This window comes from Delftia sp. ZNC0008, from assembly GCF_000799035.1.
Classification (GTDB): domain Bacteria; phylum Pseudomonadota; class Gammaproteobacteria; order Burkholderiales; family Burkholderiaceae_C; genus Comamonas; species Comamonas tsuruhatensis.
Genome location: NZ_JTKZ01000563.1, coordinates 1 through 15,612, shown reverse-complemented (window position 1 = coordinate 15,612; position 15,612 = coordinate 1). Strand labels below are relative to the sequence as shown.

Genomic DNA, 15,612 nt, shown 5'->3' with positions numbered 1-15,612 from the left:
GATCTCCAAAGAATCAGGGGCGGTCGACGCTGCCGCGCACCAGGTGCTCGAACTGGTAGTCGTCGGCCACAGCCTCGCTGGGCTGCACGGTGCGGATGAGGGCATGGGGGGCAATGCCGCCCTCGGTGTTGATGCGCAGCACGTTGCCGGCGCTCCAACCCTGGCCCCAGCCGAGGGCGCGGATCGTGATGTAGGGCACGCCGCTGATCGGGTTGATGGGCGCGAAATCCACGTTGGTGGAGCCCGTGCCCAGGTTGCCCACGTGCTCGCCGATGAACTCGAAGGTCGTGGCGCTCAAGAAACGGCACATCCAGCGCTCGGGCAGCGCGCCGGCATTTGTGACGACCAGGGGGGCGATGGTGTCGTTGTAGCTGGCCAAGGCCTCGGGGCCGTCGACCGTGTCCTGCCACCTGCTCTGCCAAGTGGCCTGGTCAAACATCACGCTGACGCGAGCGCGCAGCGTTCCTACCATCAGCGCGCTGGAGACCACGGTGCCCATAGGGAACTCATGACTCAGTTGCTTGGTGATCGCCAGCATGCCGTTGATCTGTACATCGCTGACGCGCGCCATCTCTTCGATCCGGTGCTGGAACGTCACGGGCTGGGCCCAGCCCGTAATGTCGCTGACGGTGATCTTGCCGGCCTCCAGATCCACGCTCCAGCCCTGCTGGATACGCTGGCCATCGGCGCCGAGGACATAGGCACGGGAGAGCCGCACTCGGCCGCAGTTGATGACCTGGCCGTTGGTCACAGTGACCGGGCCGACCGTCCCGGTGTGGCCGATCACGATGTAGCTGCCCACGCGGTAGATGGGCACGCGGCCATCGGGCGGCAGGCGCACGGGGTCCAGGCCGATCACGTCCGCGTCCAGCGGCAGGTAGATGTAGCTGACGCTGTTGTAGCGCAGCGTGGTCGGGTCCACGGGCCAGGGGCGCCAGATGCGGTTCGGCTGCACTGCACCGATGTCGTCTGCCGAGTACCACCATTCAGCCTTCTGGGCAGCGGTCAGCGAGGTGTCCAGCACATAGTCGCCGAACTGCAGCTCGACCACGCCGCTCTGGTAGTCGATCTTGCCGCGCAGGTGCGTGCCCGAAATCACGCCGTCGATGCCAGCAGAGGCCGTGATCTGCTCGCCCGTGGCATCGGACAGGTTCATGACAAAGCCGCTGGGCTTGATCGGCGCCGCTGCGGTGCGCATGAAGATGCTGGCCGTGGTCCAGTTCTGGCGCACGGTCCACAGGCTCTCGACCACCAGGTCGGTGGCCGGGCCATCGACCACATAGTCGAAGATCCGCGCCACGCCGCTGGAGTAGTCCAGCGCGCCGGCCACGATGCCCAGGGCCGTGGTCGTGCGGTCGCGCACGAGCACGCCGTCGTAGTCCTCGTAGACATGGCCCATCCACCGAATCCGCACGCTGCCCGGCACGATGTAGTCGGTGGTGTAGGGGCACAGGTCCAGCACCACCGGCTCGGGCGTGAAGTTCATGACATGGTGCTGGGCACTGGCGAAGTCCTCGGCATAGGTCACGGTCACCGTGCTGCCGGCCAGCAGCTCTTCGCTGACGGAGGTGTCGCTGCGGTCGCCGCCTTTGGACACCGTCGAAAAGCTCGGGTCGCTACCGCCGCCGCCCATCGTGGTCTCTTCAAAGCTCAGGGCGTTTTCGTAGTCGCTGTTGTAGCCCTCGGTCTTGCTGTCCAGCTGGACGAACTTGATGTTGAGGAACTTGCCCGCGTAGTTGATGGTGCCGTCCGGGCCGAACGTACCCTGGCCGTCATCGGTCAACAGGTGACGCACCGTGTCCTGGGTCTTGCTGGTCTGGTAGCTGGACCGGCTGTGCGTGGACGATGAGCTGGCCGATGTCTTGGTGGTCTGCAAGACAATGCCTGCGGAAACTCCTGCCATGGTTCTTCTCCCTTGTTCTGATCAAGCGCCCCAGCGCCGGTATTCCACGCCGCCAATGGACTTGACGCCTGCCGTGTACTCGGCATCCGTCCAGACCACGCCATCGACATCGGGCGGCACGTACTGATTGCCCGTGGGCGAACTGGTGGCACCGACCTCGATGTAGACGGACTCGCCGCTGTCGCGCGTGCCGCCCTGGGCCATGTACTTGCCCGTGGTCGATCCATCGGACAGCGGTACGCGCGAGGTGATGACGGGCGCAGGCGCCGGTGGCACCTGGGGCAGGTAGCTGAACTTGCCGCTGCCTCCGTTTTTGGAGGCCGAGGTGCCACCGGATGAGGCGCCGGAGCTGGCCGAGAGGTTGCGCACGGTGACCCAGGCCACAGACACTGTGCCGGGCGCTGGCACGGTGTCCAGAGTGATGGAGGCGTAGCCGCCTGCGTCCAGCGTGACCGCCACGTTCTTGTTGATGACCACCGCGTAGTCGTACTCGATGGCGAACTGCCCGCCAGCGTCAATCATGAATTGCGGGCGCAGCAGCAGCGCGGCCGAGGCATAGTTGATCTCGCCCGTGGCGGCGCCCTGCAGGTCGCCCTGGCCGTTGTCCGTGGCCGTGCGCAACACGCCGCCCGAGGTCCATTTGATGACCAGCGTGCCGGGCTTGATGCCCTGGTGTGGCAGACGCATGGCGTGCTCGGGCAGCCGCCAGCCCGTGGCGCTGGAGCGGTTCACGAAGGCCGAGGCCTCGCCCCACTGGAAGATGATGGAGCTGCTCACGTCGGGCAGCGCAGGCAGCGTCACGGACACCGAGCCATTCGCATAGTTGACCGTGCCCACGGCCGAGCCCGTCAGCTCGCCCTGGCCGTTGTCGGATGCGGTGTACCAGACGCCCATAACCTGGAACGAGACCACCAGGGTGTTCGGCGCCGGAAAAGGCTTGAGGATGGCCACCCAGGAAAAGCTTCGGTTCTCCTGTCCGACCTTGATGCGGCGCGTGTGCGGAGCATTGGGCACGCGGATCTCGCGCGGCGAGGTGGCGAGCACCAACTCCCGCACGCCGGCCGGGCGCTGGTCCAGCGCCGCAGTCTCGGTGCGGGAGTTGGGCACAAGCTGGGTGTAGATGCTGGCAACGCGCAGCATGCTCTCGCCCAGTTGCACGGCTGCCGTCAGGGGCTGGGCTCCATAGAAGCTGGCAGCGTCCGCCACTGTGGTGTCCCGGATGCGGGTCTTGCTGGGGTCCATCGACCAGGCCCGGTTGGGCGGCGACCCTGGAAAGGCACTGCGCAGCCGGGGCGTGATCTCGCAGGTGGTGACGCTGGCTGTGTAGTCGGTATAGCCGCCGCTGGAGGAATAGGAAAACTGGAGGGTCTCGGTCTCGGCGCGCAGCACGCGCACGTACTGCAGCACCTGGCTGGCCAAGCCCTCGTTGTAGACGAGGATCAGTGTGCGGCCGATGGTCGGCGCGGGGGTGCCGGGCCGGTGGAAGATCTTGATGGAGCCCTGGCCCTGCACGTGGTTCTCGAGCAGGTAACCGCCCCACTCCGTGCCCGGAATCAGATAGGCTGCGATGGCGGCGGCGATTTCCGAACGGCGCGCAAACACGCTGCAGGGCGCGATGGTGATGGACACGTTCGGGTCGTTGGGCACGGCCGAGACGATGACGTTGGTGTCCATCAGCGGCTCGGTGGTGGGCGTTTGCACGGCCGCGTGCACCTGGCGGATGGACACGTCGCCGCCGGCACGGTCGACCTCGGTGATGTCCTCGAAGACGCCATTGCTCTTGCCCCAGGGGATGACATTGCCAGTGGGGCCGCCGCCACCGTTGGCATCATCGGTCATCACCTTGGATTCGAGCAGGCGGATGTCGCCGTCTTTGATTGGCATCTGCTAAATCTCCATGAGGCGGATCACGCACAGATACCAGTCCGTTGTGACGCGATCCCTGTAATGCACGACAGGTCGTGCCTCCAGGCCGCCGTCCTGATGCCTGAAAATCACTGTCCGCGTTTCGTTTCGCAGTGTAAGAACGAGCTGTAGACCCGGCACTGCGGCCCAATTTCGCAACTGCACAACGACTGCCGACTGCATCCAGGCGCTGCTGTCGTCTTCTGGCTCCAGCGTGATAGGCCGCCCTTTGTTCATGGCGGCCACCTGCACGTCCAAGGCCCCGGTGATCGTTCGCTGAACGTTCTGTTGCACCGGGTGCCAGTTGTCTTCATCCGACCACAGCAGATCTGGGTCGAGGGTCAAGGTGGCGGTGCCATCCGACAAAGTGATCACGATGAGGTTCCTCCCGATGCTTCCAATTCGCGCAACAGCGCAGTCAAGGTGTTGGCGTCGGAATCCGATGCGACGCTGATTTTTCTCTGCCGTCCGCCGAGATTTATGACCACAGTTTTTGTTCCGTTGGGCACTGCTTGACCGCCATCGGCATTCGAACCTGTGTTTACTCGGGTGCGGGCATTTGACAAGACGCGCTCGTTAATTGCTTCGTTAACCAGCGTGAACCAGTCTTTGCTAGCTCCGAGGCCTTGAGACGTGCTCGACGGTTGTCCGTCGCGAATAAATTGATCTACGAGGGCGAGTGCCTCTGCTTCAGACAACCCCTGCGCCTTGGCCGTGTCAAATACATACCGCTGAGTCGGCGCGGACTGCTGCATACGCTGCCCATTTGCATCCAGCGTGAATCCGTCTTTGTCGATATTCCATTTCTTACGATAGGCCTCTGCAGCTTTTTCGGCTGCCGCTGCTTCTCGCTCAAGAAGTGCAATCTGCTTTTCAGAATAATCGGAAGACTGCATATAGCGCATATTCAGCTTGTCGATTGCATCAGCATGATCTCTACTGGCAGAAACCGCGCCGTTTCTCGCCCGCACTTCGTCTCGCAAATCGCCAATTAGGCCTTTACGCAGCCCGATCCCGTCTTTCAGAGTCTTAAGCTCGCGCTCTAATGCAGTAACCGCCTCTCCCGCTGCTTTAGCGCGCAGGATGTCGGCTTCCGCCGCTTGTATACTTAAATCGATAGCTGCAATCTTTTGTGCCCGTAGTGGATCGTCAAGGCCAATCTCTTCCTTCTTAATCTGAAGCATCGCAATCTTCGCCTTGGTTTCTGCGATGACTGCGTCCATAGTCGTCCTTGTAATTTTTATCTCTAATTCTTTTTGCTCAATCAGCAATTTCTTAAGCTTATATTCGTCTCCGTCTGTTCTGGCCTTATCGATCGCCAAATTCAACTTCGCTTTGTCTAGGTCATACTGAGCTAGGGTCAGTTGATACCCAGTGCGTATTGCCGTTATGCCCAACTCGGCATTAGCATTACGATCTTTTTCCGCGTCACGCACCTTGTAAATTGCGATAGCCTGCTTTTCGAAAGCATCAGTGACATTCTTCTCTGTCGCCATGCCTCGTTCTTTTAGCGCTAGCGCAAGGGTGTACTCCCTGTTCGCTGCTTCTTGCGCCGCCCTTAGCGATTCCAGCTTAACGGACTGATCTCCCAGAGTCTCTGTTGTCAAACGGCGCTGCAACGCCTCTACGCGAGCAACTTCCGCTGACTGCTTAGCTTGCTCTGCTTCTGCACGCCCCGTATTCAATTTCTCTTTGAGCTTATCGGTTTGATCTTTAACCGCCTGCGCATCCAAGTTACGAGCTTTAGCGTTTTGCTCAACAACTGCAATCTCTTGCTCCAATATCTTTACGGCTTCAGCCCGCTCGCTTGCCTCTACTGCAATAGCCTGCGCGTATTTTTCTTTCATCTCTGCCGTTACGCGGGTCGTCTCACTCTCACGCCCCATGAGTTCGGTAATTCGTATAACTGCATCGCCTTCATCCTTAGCAGCTTTAGCAATTTTGGCGGCGTCCTCAATACGTTTTTCTTGAGCTTTTAGGGCTGTTTGACTAGCCACTTGATACTGAATGAGCTTGGCGCTCAAATTCAAAGTAGCGTCGGCGTTGAGGCTCGCAGCCAATGCTTGTAATTTCAATGACTCTGTAGCACCTTCAGCAGCAGATTGCGCCATCGCCATTTTTGCGGCTATGTTGGCTACGCTATTTGACAACTGGTCGCCACCACTAACGGCCTTCACCATAGACTGCGTGAGGCCTTTAACCCGGTCATCTGCAGCAGTCCATATATCTTTCAGAGCAGTCCATGGATTGGTCCATGTAATGACCGCTGCTGCAAGTACACCCCCTGAGCGGATCAGAGCCCCGAAGACTTCAACGAGCCCACCTACCGCCACGCTGGCCAGCCCAAGGACAAGGCTAAGGGCACGGATAGCAGCAGTCAGTATGTTCGTGCCTCCCGCATCCCCCAAACTTTGGGCTAAGGCGGTTAGCATGTTCTTGAGATCATTCCATGCAGGGATGATTCCCGTACTTTCTCCGTGCAGTCCTTTCAATGCCTGCGTGAATGGCTCTACGAAATCCCGCGTTGCCAGCTTGCCTGATTCAACCAAAGAGATGAGTTGGGCTTGCGTGAGCCCCATCCCCTTTGCAACGAGCCCCAGGGCGCCCGGCAGACGATCTCCGAGTTGCTGTCGCAACTCTTCCATCGAGACGACGCCTTTACTCGCCATTTGTCCCAGGGCGTTCAAGGACCCCGCTGTTGCTTCTGCATCAAGACCCAATGTGGCTGCCGCTTTAGTAACTGCTGCGAACAATGCGTTGGATTGCTCCAATGGGATATTGGCGCTATGCATAGCCGCCGAGAAACGCACGAACTCCCCGCCCAAACTGCCAACGGCAACGCCTGCGTCACGAGCCGTCTTGTTCAAGAAAATAATTTGGGATGCTGTCGTGCCAGTATCTTTATATATGGCATTCAACCCACGGCGCATCTGATCCAATTGGATAATGGCCGCTATGGCTGCCGCACCCATCTCCTTGACCTTGTTGACCAAGTACCCGATGCCGTCAGCGATCAAATTGCCTGCCGTGATCTGCCCCATGCTGTTCTTCAGCAGCCCGGCAGCCTTGTCGGCCAAGGTCATGGTGCCAGACACCTGGCGCAGCTCGCGCTCAAGGCTCTGCACCTTCGTCTCGGCCTGCTGCATAGCCACGGCCAGGGCGCTACCCGTCACCTTGCCTGATGCAGCCAGGGTGGCCATGGCCTCGTTGGTGCTGGCGATCTCGCGCTGAATCTCCTCGATCGGACGCACGTTGATCTGCTTGAACGCATCGTTCACGCGCTGGGTGTTGGCCGTCAGCTCCTGCTGTTTGCGATCTGCATCGTCGAGGGCCTGCTCCCAGAAGCGCACGTACTCGGCCGCCTGGACCATCTTCTGGGCCTCGGCCGCTTGCTTGGCGAAGGCATTCTGTGCAGACAGCTCACGCAAAGCCGCGACCTGCTCCTGGGTGCGCTTTGTGGACTGCTCCTGTGCCACGCGCATCGAGACAATGGCGTTCGCTTCTCGCTGCCAGGCCTCTTCGTCCGCCGTGGCCCGTGCCTTGGCTGCGGCGTAATCCATGGCGCTCTTCGCTGCCTCGCGCAGAGCTGCAGTTTCAGCCAGGAGCGCCGCTTCACCGCGTGCATACAGTTCGGCCAGGCCCTTGGCCTCGATAGCAGCCAAGCGATCCGCCTCTGCCATGTCATCGATCTCTGCTCTGCGATCTTGCGCCGCCTTGGTGGCGCGCGTGAAGGTGGACTGCAAGGCCGCTTCAGCACCGGCAAGATCCGATACGTCCACCCCCAAGGCGTCAGCTGCTGCGCCCGCTTCGCGCAAGGCTGCGCTCTGTTTTTCGACAGTTGCAGCAGTTGCGGCCACTTGCCGTTCCGCAGCCTTGTACGCGCCTTCAGCCTTACGCTGATCAGCCGCCGCCTGCGTGACCGCCTCGCTGGCGCGCCGGTTTTCATCCCGCAGGGTCACAAGCGCCAAGTTGGCTTGGTTTTGAGCAGCGACCAGTGCCTGCAGTCGGCTGCGGTACTCGGCCGTTTGCTTGCCGGCGTTGTCGTATTCAGCCTTCAGCGCGCGCAGTGCATTGCCGGCCTCGATGTATGTCTTCTCCCCTTCGAGCAGACCTTGCCGGGCCGTGTCCTGTGCTGCACGCGCCTGGTCCGTAGCGGCGCGCAAGGTCTCCAGGCGTTGGGCCAGGTCTTGGGCTGTTTGGCCGGCCCCTTCCTGGCGAGCCTGCAGCGCTGCAGTCTGATCGGCCAACGCCTTCACGCCCTGGAGCGCGGCATTCTGTTCGCCCAGGCGGCTGATCTCGTCCGCAAGTTGCCCGAACTCGGCCGCGCTGGCGTCGCCCGTGTCCGCCAGGCGGCGCAGCTCCTTTTCCAGTTTGGTGATGTTCTCCTGACCAAGAGACTCTATGCTCAGGGTCAGTTTCGCATCGCGGCTGCTTGTGGCCATGTGTCAGATCCTCGGAAAAACAAAACCCGCCAGCGCTCGAAAGCAGTGGCGGGTTGGGCTGCGGGCAGTGGCCCCGCCACGGAGGAAGGTGCTTACTGCACGGGGTCTTGCACTTCGACGATGTACGGTGCGTCCTTGCCCGTAGGTGTCTTGAGGTTGCCGGTCAGCGACACGTTGCCGAAGTCGTCAGCCAGGAAGTCGAATGCGGAATCGGCAGACAGCACTGCTTCCCAGACGTTCACCGTGCACTGGGTGCCGTCGGCCTGGTTGATGCCGTCGAAGACAATGTGTGCACGAACTTCGGTGCGGGTCGAGCCCTTGATCGTGCGACCCTTGGCAGCCGAGTAGGCGCCCGAGACATTGACAGTTGCGGCATCTGCAATGGCGCCGCCAGCCAGCGCCATGATCCAGCCCATGGGGCGGTTCAGCTTGTAGTCGGTGCCTTCGACGTAGGTCGTCGTCCCGCCGGTGTTTTCGACCGAGATCAGGTCGTCGAGATTGCGCTTGCCCAGCGCCACCCACTTGCCGAGCTTCACCGTGACAGGTGCGTCGGTCAGAGTGCCGGCCGCTTCGTTCAGCGCCGCATCCGTGCCCAGGAAGGCCATGGTCAGGATGTCGCCCGTGACTTCCTTCAGCTCCATCGTGAAGGTCGTAGGCTGGGCGATGTTCACCGACTCTAGCACCTGGCCATAGTCGCTGCGACCCTTGCTCGTGGATTGCACCGTATTGACAGCGGGCTGCAACTGGAAGCTATTGGCGTAGATTGGACCCACGAGGCCCTGCGGAACGCCGTCGATCAGACGGTTGATGTAGATGTCGCCGGCGCCCAAGAAACTGCGTGCTGCCATGGTGTTCTCCGAAAGATGTTGCGTGCGGCAACGCGCACGTTCAAAGCGACACCAGTTTCGCTATTTTGCTAAATTCCGGACTGCGGGCAAATTTCGGAGTTAGGCCTGGGCGAGCTGTTCGACGAACACCACGTCAATGTGCACTACGGCAAAGACAATGGGCACGCCGTCAGCACGAGGGCCGATGTCGCGGCCGCGATACGAGACCGACTTGACCCGGCCGCCAAAGCTGAATTCAGCGCCAGCGCGTTCGGCGCGCGTGGCATCGGGCGTCAGGTCGAACAGCGCTTTCTTGATATCGGCCAGGATCTCGTGGGCGCGGTCGTTCGGGTGGTCTGGATCGCACTCGGCATAGCCGCCGAGCACGTAGGACTGCGTGACCTGCTGGCTGCCGGCCCCTTGTGCACCGCCCGGCTTGTCCTCGCCTTCGATCAGGACCGCGCACGGCACCTGCTGGTCGTCGATCTTGCGACGGCCTCGGAACACCTGCAGTCCAATGTCGGTTTCGTAGCCGTTGGCCTTGGTGATGGAGGCCAAGCGCATCGTCAGGTACGCTGCAACGTCGCGGGCACGGGTGAAGGGTGTCATCCCAGAATCCTTTCGACCTGCTCGTCGACGCGGCGCAGGAATGTGTCTTGGAGGTCGTCCGCCACCTCGTCGCTGATGCGGGGTGCTTGGTACGCAAAGAGCTGGTACACGGATGGACCATAGAGATGCTTGAGCTTTCCGCCCTCTCGCCGGAAGACGCCGACCTTCTCGCCCGCGGCTGCGCCAGCGCGCAGGTTGAGCAGAAAACCGCTCTGCAGTGTCTTGGCCGCGCCTTTGACCACTGTGACGTTCACGCCTCCCTGCTTACCTCCTGCGGGGATTTTCAGCAGGCCCTTGGAACGGGAGGCACGATTCGTCTTGCGAGGGACGATCACCATCTGGGCGTCGTATGTCGCAAGGCGGGTCATGAGGGCGCGCGAGCCGCTGGCCGTAATCGCAGCCTCGGGCTTGCCGGCCGTGGCGTGATCCACGGTCATGCGCCGACGCAAGTAATCGTCCGTCAGGTTGATGCCGACCGTGATGCGCTCTCGGGCCATCTCGTAGGCCCGGTCAATGGTCTCATTGAGCACCGTGACCGCGACATCCGTGAACCCTTCGGCATTCAGCCGGCCTAGGTTGTCCGCCATCTGGCGGATCTGGTCGACGCCGATCTTGATGGCCGTCAGGCGAGTAGCCATCACCGCACTTCCATCACGACAAAGCGGCGCGACACGCCGTTGTCTTCGACCGGCACCTCCAGGCGGTAGGTCTTGCCGTTCTGCACGAAGGTCTTGTGTTGGCGGGGGTTGTGGCGTGCATGGATGGTGGCCACGTCGCGATTCGCAACCAGGTCGCCCCGGTACTGCGCCTCTTCGCCACCGATGCCGGCCAGTTGCACGCCGTGCTCAATGTTGATCTTGATCGGCGTCGTGGCCCCATCGTAAAAGGCATCCTCGCCTATTTCGTCGAGGATGCCTTCGGCCATTTCTTGGAACAAGTCCAACATGGCGCCCGCCTTTACGCGGCGGCCGTGGTCAGCTCGATGACCGCTTCAGGCAGCGTGTTCAGCACGATGGGGTTCGACTGCGATTCCAGGTCAACGCCTTTGTTGTGCTGCAGGCGCTCTTGCGATGCGTAGTACGGCACGCCCATGGTGTTGACCGTGTCCATGTAATCGCCGGGGGCATAGGCGATCTGGAACATGCCCTGTACACCTTCGGGGTACGCGTAGGCCTTGCCCGGCGGGATGAAATCGTGCTGATCGCCGCTGCCATCGACCACGCCGCCCGAGTACACCTGGAACAACACCCCGTTGAACAGGAATGTCTGGCCGGGGAACTCGCGATTGAACGCCCCGTTCTGGTACAGCTCCCAGGCCTTGTACATCTTGTTGTGGCCGACGAACTTGTCGAACCAGGACTCGCTGCACTTCACGCGAACACGGGTGAAGGACTTGCCGCCCAGCTTGCGCTGAATCGCGCGCTTCAGGTCTTCTGTCTTCTGGCGCAGATCGGTCGTCGAGCTGGCCGAGTTGATGTCGAAGCCGATAACCTGGCGCGTCATACCGAAGATTTGGTACAGGTCCCAGATCACGCTCACGCCGTCGGCATCCAGCACTTCACCGCGCAGCGCACCGACACGCATGTGCTCCAGAGTCAGGTCGATGTTGCCCTTCAGCACCGTCAGCTGGCGGGTCACGATACGCGAGACCTGCTCCACTTCGGTTTCGGAGCCGACCGCGCGCACGTTCTGCACTTCGTCGGCCATGATGGTGTCGCCTTGGGGCAGATGTACCGCAGCGATGGGGATCAGCTTGCGACGCTCGCGGCCGGCCGTGGCGCGCACCCCGCCGCGAGGCGCTGTGGGCACCAGCTTCAGGCCGGAGCCTGTGCGCTCGATCATCATCGAGGTCGTGGTGATGCCATATTCGTTGAACAGCCCTTCGTCGCCCAGTTGGGTTGGGACACGGGGGATGTCGACGATGGTCTGCGTGAGCTGGCTCACGCTGAAGGCGTCGTCATTGAAAATGTCGAGGGTTGCCATTTCTTGTAGCTCCTGAGTCGATCAAAAATGGCTCAGAGAGCCGGGGTGTGGATGCTCAGGCCGCCGACCGCGCCGCGCACCTTGATGCCGACCTTGCGCAGGTCATCTTCGGCCGCAGCCGTCAGGCCGGTCAGGGCCGAGCGCTTGACTTCGCAGTCACTCGTGAAAGCGACAGCCGCCTTCAGGCCTGTAGCGGCGGGCAGATGGCTGTACAGGATGGCGACCGCGGTGCCCGTGCCGGTGTACGGCAGGTAGTTGTCGTCTGCCGGGATCACGTCGAGGGTGGCGCTATCGCCGGCGACAGCTGCTGTGGTGCCGGCCGTCAGCGTGAAGCCGATGCCGCCTGCCGAGAAGGCCGTGCCCAGGGCGCCGGCAGAACCGACTTGGGTGCCGTTCGGATCTTTGACCACGAAGGCGGTCGCCGACGTGAAGTCGATCGTGTAGACGCCTTCGATCGCGAGAGCGCCGGCCGAAGCAGCCGAGATCGTCGGGTTGCCCGTGGCGCCTTCGTCCATCTCGAAAGCGACACCGCCGACAGTGTCCTGGACCAGCAGCGCGCCCGACTTGACCTCGGCGCCGCTCTGGCGCACGTGCACGTTGTCGCGACTGCGCTGCCCGCTGGCCTCATGCAGGATGAAGTCGGCCAGGGGTGGGTTGTTGTAGAGAGCGGTTGCCATGATCAGCGTCCCTTCTTCGATTGAGCGTTGTGCGAAGCCCAAAGCGTGTTCGTGTTGACGACGGCGGGCTTCGCAGGGCCTCCGTTCGTCGTGCCGGTTTTCGGGGTGGCGGGCGCGTTGTCCACCTGGGTGTCTGTGTCGGCCAGGTCCTCGATCAGCGCCGCGCGCACATCGGCGACGCTCTTGTTGTCCCGGATGAATCGGGCGGCCTTGGCCTCCAGATTGCCGACCTTGCACAGCGCGGTGATCTCGCGCGCCGTGGCGATACGGATCTTGGCTTCGTCGACCGAAGTGCAGGACAAGGCCAGGAATGGTGCGTGGGCTTCGAGGCCCCCGGCCGTGGCCAGGGCGACAATCGCTTCGGCGACCGGCGTCGTCAGGGCCGCCTTGTCGGCCGGCGACAGTTCGGGTTCCGGTTCAGGTTCGTTGGTCTTGGCCGCGAAGAGCTTGGCGACGTTCTCGGGCATCGACGCACGCTCCACATCGAACTTGGCTTGCATCCGCACCTCCGCCAGGAGGTCCGTAGCAAAGCCGGCGGCCAGAGCTTCGTCGGCCGTCATCCAGTTGTCTTTGCCCAACATTGCGTCGGCAGTTGCCTCGTCGACGCCGAGGCGGTCCACGTAGATGCCACGCAACTGGCCCTTGACCTTGTCCATCGTGTCTGCGTGGTCGCGCAACTCGTCGGCTGTGCCCCAAATGCCGCTGGCGACGTTGTGAGTCATCGCCATCGTGTTCTTCGGCATCTCGCGCTTGTCGCCAGCCAGCAGCAGGACGCTGCCGATGCTTGCGGCCACGCCCATTACACGGGTGGTGACTTGAAAGCCCTTGGCTGCGTGCGCGCGCAGCATGTTGAAGATGCCTAGGCCGGCAAACACGTCGCCACCAGGGGTGTTGAGTTCAACGTCGATATCGCCTGCGACGTTGGCGAGCTGGTCGCGGAAGTCCTTGGCCTGGGTGCCCCAGAAGCCGATCTCGTCGTCGATCGCCAGAACTGTAGGCTTGCTCGCAGTCTTGGCGCTAAATGCAAAGCAAGGTCGCATGTCGCAGTCCTTTCAGGAATGGCCGCATTTTGGGCGGCGTCCTGCTAAACAGGGCTGCGGTTAAATTTCGGGGTTGTCAAGAGGCGCCGCATCCCGGCGGCTGCGTGCTCCAGACATAGACGAAGACGACGATGGAGATGAAGACTTGGCTCGGAGATGGCCAATGGCCCATCCATGGTTGGCACGCGGAGACCAATCCTGCACAGAGCACCAGGGCCAGTGGTGCAATTTTGCGCAACGGCACGCCAGGGGAGAGAGTGTCCAAGCGGCAAAACGCCAGTGCGGCGATGCTGAATCCGAGCAGCGCATTGACAGTCGCCAACAGCAGTTTGCTCTCAACCATGACCACCTCCATCGCCTCGCATCTTGATCAGGATATCAACCAGGCGCGACACCTTGCGTGCCGCCCAGGCCATCACAGCAGGCCAGCGGTCCCCAATAAATCCGATCACGAATGCCACGGGCGAGAACCATGCGCGCTGATCTTCGATTGGATATCCTGCATTCACCACTGCCGAAACGGAGTAGGTCAACAACACCGAAAGGCCGTTGACTCGGACGAAGAACAGCACCGAGTTGAAACCTGTAGTGCGCTCACGGGCCACAAGGGCGAACGAGGCGCCGATCGTAGACGCAAAGAGGATGACGAGATATGGGCCCACCACGTGTGCGACGGCCGGAGCAAAAACGACGGACGCAACGGCGACAGCCGCACTGATCGGATCGATCTGCGGCTGATTCATTTCAGGCCTCCCGGCAATTTGGAATAGTGCATGGATGCCTCTTGTGTCAAGTTGTCACACCCTCGGCATTCTGCGCAACCTAGCGAAATATCGGCTGCGGGCTGTTTTCGCCGTAATCACATCAAGAACGGCCAGCCGGCCGTGACATCGATCTGCGACAGCGCCAGGGCGTCGTCGGCCGCCGCATCGATCTGGTCCTCGATGCGCTGGCGCGTGCCCGTCAGCAGGCCGTGCACCTGCCGGTATGCGTCATCCTTGGCCCGGATGCGATCGGCCAGCACCAGGCGGTCCAGCCCGCGCGCCAGCGCTGCAGCGTCGATCCAAGGCGAGGCTGCAGCGGGGTCAGCCTCCAGCGCCCTCGCCTCTTCCGTCTGCACGGGCCAGCTCTCGCGCTCGCTCAGCGGGTAGCCTGCGGCGATCACCTGGATGTGCTTGCGGTACTCTGCGGCCAGGGCCAGACGCAGGCCCGCCGCGATCTCTGCTGCCGGCCGCAGCTCGGCAGGTAGCGGCACGCCGCCGGCTGCGAGCCATGCGCGATACTCGATGGCGTCTGGGTTGGGCGCCAGGCCGGGAGCGTCACCGAGCGGAACTGTCGCACGCATGCCATCACGCCACCGATACACAAAGGCCTCGCCAGACATCTGATAGGTCGTCATGCGTACTGCCCCCCAGTGGCAGACGTGCCGGCCGCATTACCCGGCAGATAGCTCGCCCCCGCCCCATTCACGTCGATCACGGCATTCATCTTCACGTCATACCGCTTGCCAGTCGCGGCGCCGGAATAGGTGTTGATTGCCGCGCGCAAGATCCCGGCATTTGTCGCGCCAAAGAACTGCAAAGCAAACGCCGGCGTCCCGGAAAGCGTACAGGCGATGACGTTCCCCTCGATGGATGCGCCACCGAATGCATACCAGTGCCCGCCAGCGCCTCCGGTGATGCTGTAGTCGCTCGAAAGAAAGACCCGCGCTCCGCCTTCCGCATAGACGTGCATGTATGCGGAGTTCGCCGCGCCGAAATAGATTTTCCCCAGCGTGATGAACGTGGGAATTCCGCTGGCGATCACATGATTCGCGTTTGTCGTCGCTGTCGCAAGGTCGCCAATGAACCAACGCCCCTGCACAGACACTGCGCTGAAGCAAGCACTGTTGCCAGTGCTGATGAGCACATTCTGTGGCGCACCAGAATTTCCGCGAATGGAAAGCTGCCCACTGCCTACAAAAGACTTCAGCGAGGCGCCAACCGAATATGTGCCATCTGCAATCTGAATGGTGATGTTGAACCCGCCGTTGTCCAGGGCGCTTGCAACATCGACGGCCTTTTGAATCGTCGCGAACGCCCCGCCGGCTGTATTACTCAGCCCGGTGTTGCTGTCACTGCCATCGGTGCGGACGTAGTAGGTGCGCGCAGCGGTGAGCATCTCGCGCACGCCGGGCAGCGTGTCGCCCGCGGGCAGCTGGCGAATGCGCCCGCCGACCCTTACAAG

15 protein-coding genes are annotated in these 15,612 nt (G+C 61.9%); all 15 read right to left on the bottom strand.

Features of this window, described 5'->3' with window-relative positions:
- Nucleotides 1-13: 13 nt before the first annotated feature.
- Nucleotides 14-1,903 (bottom strand): hypothetical protein, encoded by a 1,890-nt coding sequence (locus L995_RS18605; RefSeq protein WP_047472953.1) that lies wholly within the window; start codon nt 1,901-1,903, stop codon nt 14-16.
- 21 nt (nt 1,904-1,924) lie between these two features.
- Entirely contained in the window at nt 1,925-3,787 is a 1,863-nt protein-coding gene (locus tag L995_RS18600; RefSeq protein WP_047472952.1) for a hypothetical protein, read from the bottom strand.
- A gap of 3 nt (nt 3,788-3,790) precedes the next feature.
- Complete coding sequence (locus L995_RS18595; RefSeq protein WP_052195828.1) at nt 3,791-4,183, bottom strand: hypothetical protein; 393 nt, start codon at nt 4,181-4,183, stop codon at nt 3,791-3,793.
- Entirely contained in the window at nt 4,180-8,250 is a 4,071-nt protein-coding gene (locus L995_RS18590; protein ID WP_047472950.1) for a tape measure protein, read from the bottom strand. The genes L995_RS18595 and L995_RS18590 overlap by 4 nt, the downstream gene beginning before the upstream one ends.
- A 92-nt stretch (nt 8,251-8,342) precedes the next feature.
- On the bottom strand, nt 8,343-9,098 hold the full coding sequence (locus L995_RS18585) for a hypothetical protein (protein ID WP_047472949.1): 756 nt from the start codon (nt 9,096-9,098) through the stop codon (nt 8,343-8,345).
- A 99-nt stretch (nt 9,099-9,197) separates the two neighbouring features.
- The gene (locus tag L995_RS18580; protein WP_047472948.1) at nt 9,198-9,686 is read right to left on the bottom strand and encodes a hypothetical protein; all 489 of its coding nucleotides are present in this window, start codon (nt 9,684-9,686) and stop codon (nt 9,198-9,200) included.
- Nucleotides 9,683-10,324, bottom strand: coding sequence for a phage tail protein (locus tag L995_RS18575; protein WP_047472947.1), 642 nt, complete (start codon nt 10,322-10,324; stop codon nt 9,683-9,685). The genes L995_RS18580 and L995_RS18575 overlap by 4 nt, the downstream gene beginning before the upstream one ends.
- Nucleotides 10,324-10,632: a hypothetical protein gene (locus L995_RS18570; RefSeq protein WP_133072334.1), complete on the bottom strand. Its 309-nt coding sequence runs from the start codon at nt 10,630-10,632 to the stop codon at nt 10,324-10,326. The genes L995_RS18575 and L995_RS18570 overlap by 1 nt, the downstream gene beginning before the upstream one ends.
- An 11-nt stretch (nt 10,633-10,643) precedes the next feature.
- Complete coding sequence (locus L995_RS18565) at nt 10,644-11,669, bottom strand: major capsid protein (protein ID WP_047472945.1); 1,026 nt, start codon at nt 11,667-11,669, stop codon at nt 10,644-10,646.
- 32 nt (nt 11,670-11,701) lie between these two features.
- Complete coding sequence (locus tag L995_RS18560) at nt 11,702-12,346, bottom strand: head decoration protein (RefSeq protein WP_047472943.1); 645 nt, start codon at nt 12,344-12,346, stop codon at nt 11,702-11,704.
- 2 nt (nt 12,347-12,348) lie between these two features.
- On the bottom strand, nt 12,349-13,386 hold the full coding sequence (locus L995_RS31435; RefSeq protein WP_052195827.1) for a head maturation protease, ClpP-related: 1,038 nt from the start codon (nt 13,384-13,386) through the stop codon (nt 12,349-12,351).
- 76 nt (nt 13,387-13,462) lie between these two features.
- A complete protein-coding gene (locus tag L995_RS33255; protein WP_128422711.1) occupies nt 13,463-13,729 on the bottom strand; it encodes a hypothetical protein in 267 nt (88 codons plus the stop codon).
- The gene (locus tag L995_RS18550) at nt 13,722-14,129 is read right to left on the bottom strand and encodes a hypothetical protein (RefSeq protein WP_047472942.1); all 408 of its coding nucleotides are present in this window, start codon (nt 14,127-14,129) and stop codon (nt 13,722-13,724) included. The genes L995_RS33255 and L995_RS18550 overlap by 8 nt, the downstream gene beginning before the upstream one ends.
- A 116-nt stretch (nt 14,130-14,245) precedes the next feature.
- Nucleotides 14,246-14,731 (bottom strand): hypothetical protein, encoded by a 486-nt coding sequence (locus L995_RS18545; RefSeq protein WP_231574470.1) that lies wholly within the window; start codon nt 14,729-14,731, stop codon nt 14,246-14,248.
- 50 nt (nt 14,732-14,781) lie between these two features.
- Nucleotides 14,782-15,612: hypothetical protein (locus L995_RS33910; RefSeq protein ID WP_047472940.1), on the bottom strand; the 831-nt coding region annotated here is incomplete at its 5' end.

What these genes read in the sequence shown, in the direction of transcription:
- L995_RS18605 (WP_047472953.1), bottom strand. Translation starts at nt 1,903, where the DNA reads ATGGCAGGAGTTTCCGCAGGCATTGTCTTGCAGACCACCAAGACATCG.
- L995_RS18600 (WP_047472952.1), bottom strand. Translation starts at nt 3,787, where the DNA reads ATGCCAATCAAAGACGGCGACATCCGCCTGCTCGAATCCAAGGTGATG.
- L995_RS18590 (WP_047472950.1), bottom strand. Translation starts at nt 8,250, where the DNA reads ATGGCCACAAGCAGCCGCGATGCGAAACTGACCCTGAGCATAGAGTCT.
- L995_RS18585 (WP_047472949.1), bottom strand. Translation starts at nt 9,098, where the DNA reads ATGGCAGCACGCAGTTTCTTGGGCGCCGGCGACATCTACATCAACCGT.
- L995_RS18580 (WP_047472948.1), bottom strand. Translation starts at nt 9,686, where the DNA reads ATGACACCCTTCACCCGTGCCCGCGACGTTGCAGCGTACCTGACGATG.
- L995_RS18575 (WP_047472947.1), bottom strand. Translation starts at nt 10,324, where the DNA reads ATGGCTACTCGCCTGACGGCCATCAAGATCGGCGTCGACCAGATCCGC.
- L995_RS18570 (WP_133072334.1), bottom strand. Translation starts at nt 10,632, where the DNA reads ATGTTGGACTTGTTCCAAGAAATGGCCGAAGGCATCCTCGACGAAATA.
- L995_RS18565 (WP_047472945.1), bottom strand. Translation starts at nt 11,669, where the DNA reads ATGGCAACCCTCGACATTTTCAATGACGACGCCTTCAGCGTGAGCCAG.
- L995_RS18560 (WP_047472943.1), bottom strand. Translation starts at nt 12,346, where the DNA reads ATGGCAACCGCTCTCTACAACAACCCACCCCTGGCCGACTTCATCCTG.
- L995_RS31435 (WP_052195827.1), bottom strand. Translation starts at nt 13,386, where the DNA reads ATGCGACCTTGCTTTGCATTTAGCGCCAAGACTGCGAGCAAGCCTACA.
- L995_RS33255 (WP_128422711.1), bottom strand. Translation starts at nt 13,729, where the DNA reads ATGGTTGAGAGCAAACTGCTGTTGGCGACTGTCAATGCGCTGCTCGGA.
- L995_RS18550 (WP_047472942.1), bottom strand. Translation starts at nt 14,129, where the DNA reads ATGAATCAGCCGCAGATCGATCCGATCAGTGCGGCTGTCGCCGTTGCG.
- L995_RS18545 (WP_231574470.1), bottom strand. Translation starts at nt 14,731, where the DNA reads ATGCGTGCGACAGTTCCGCTCGGTGACGCTCCCGGCCTGGCGCCCAAC.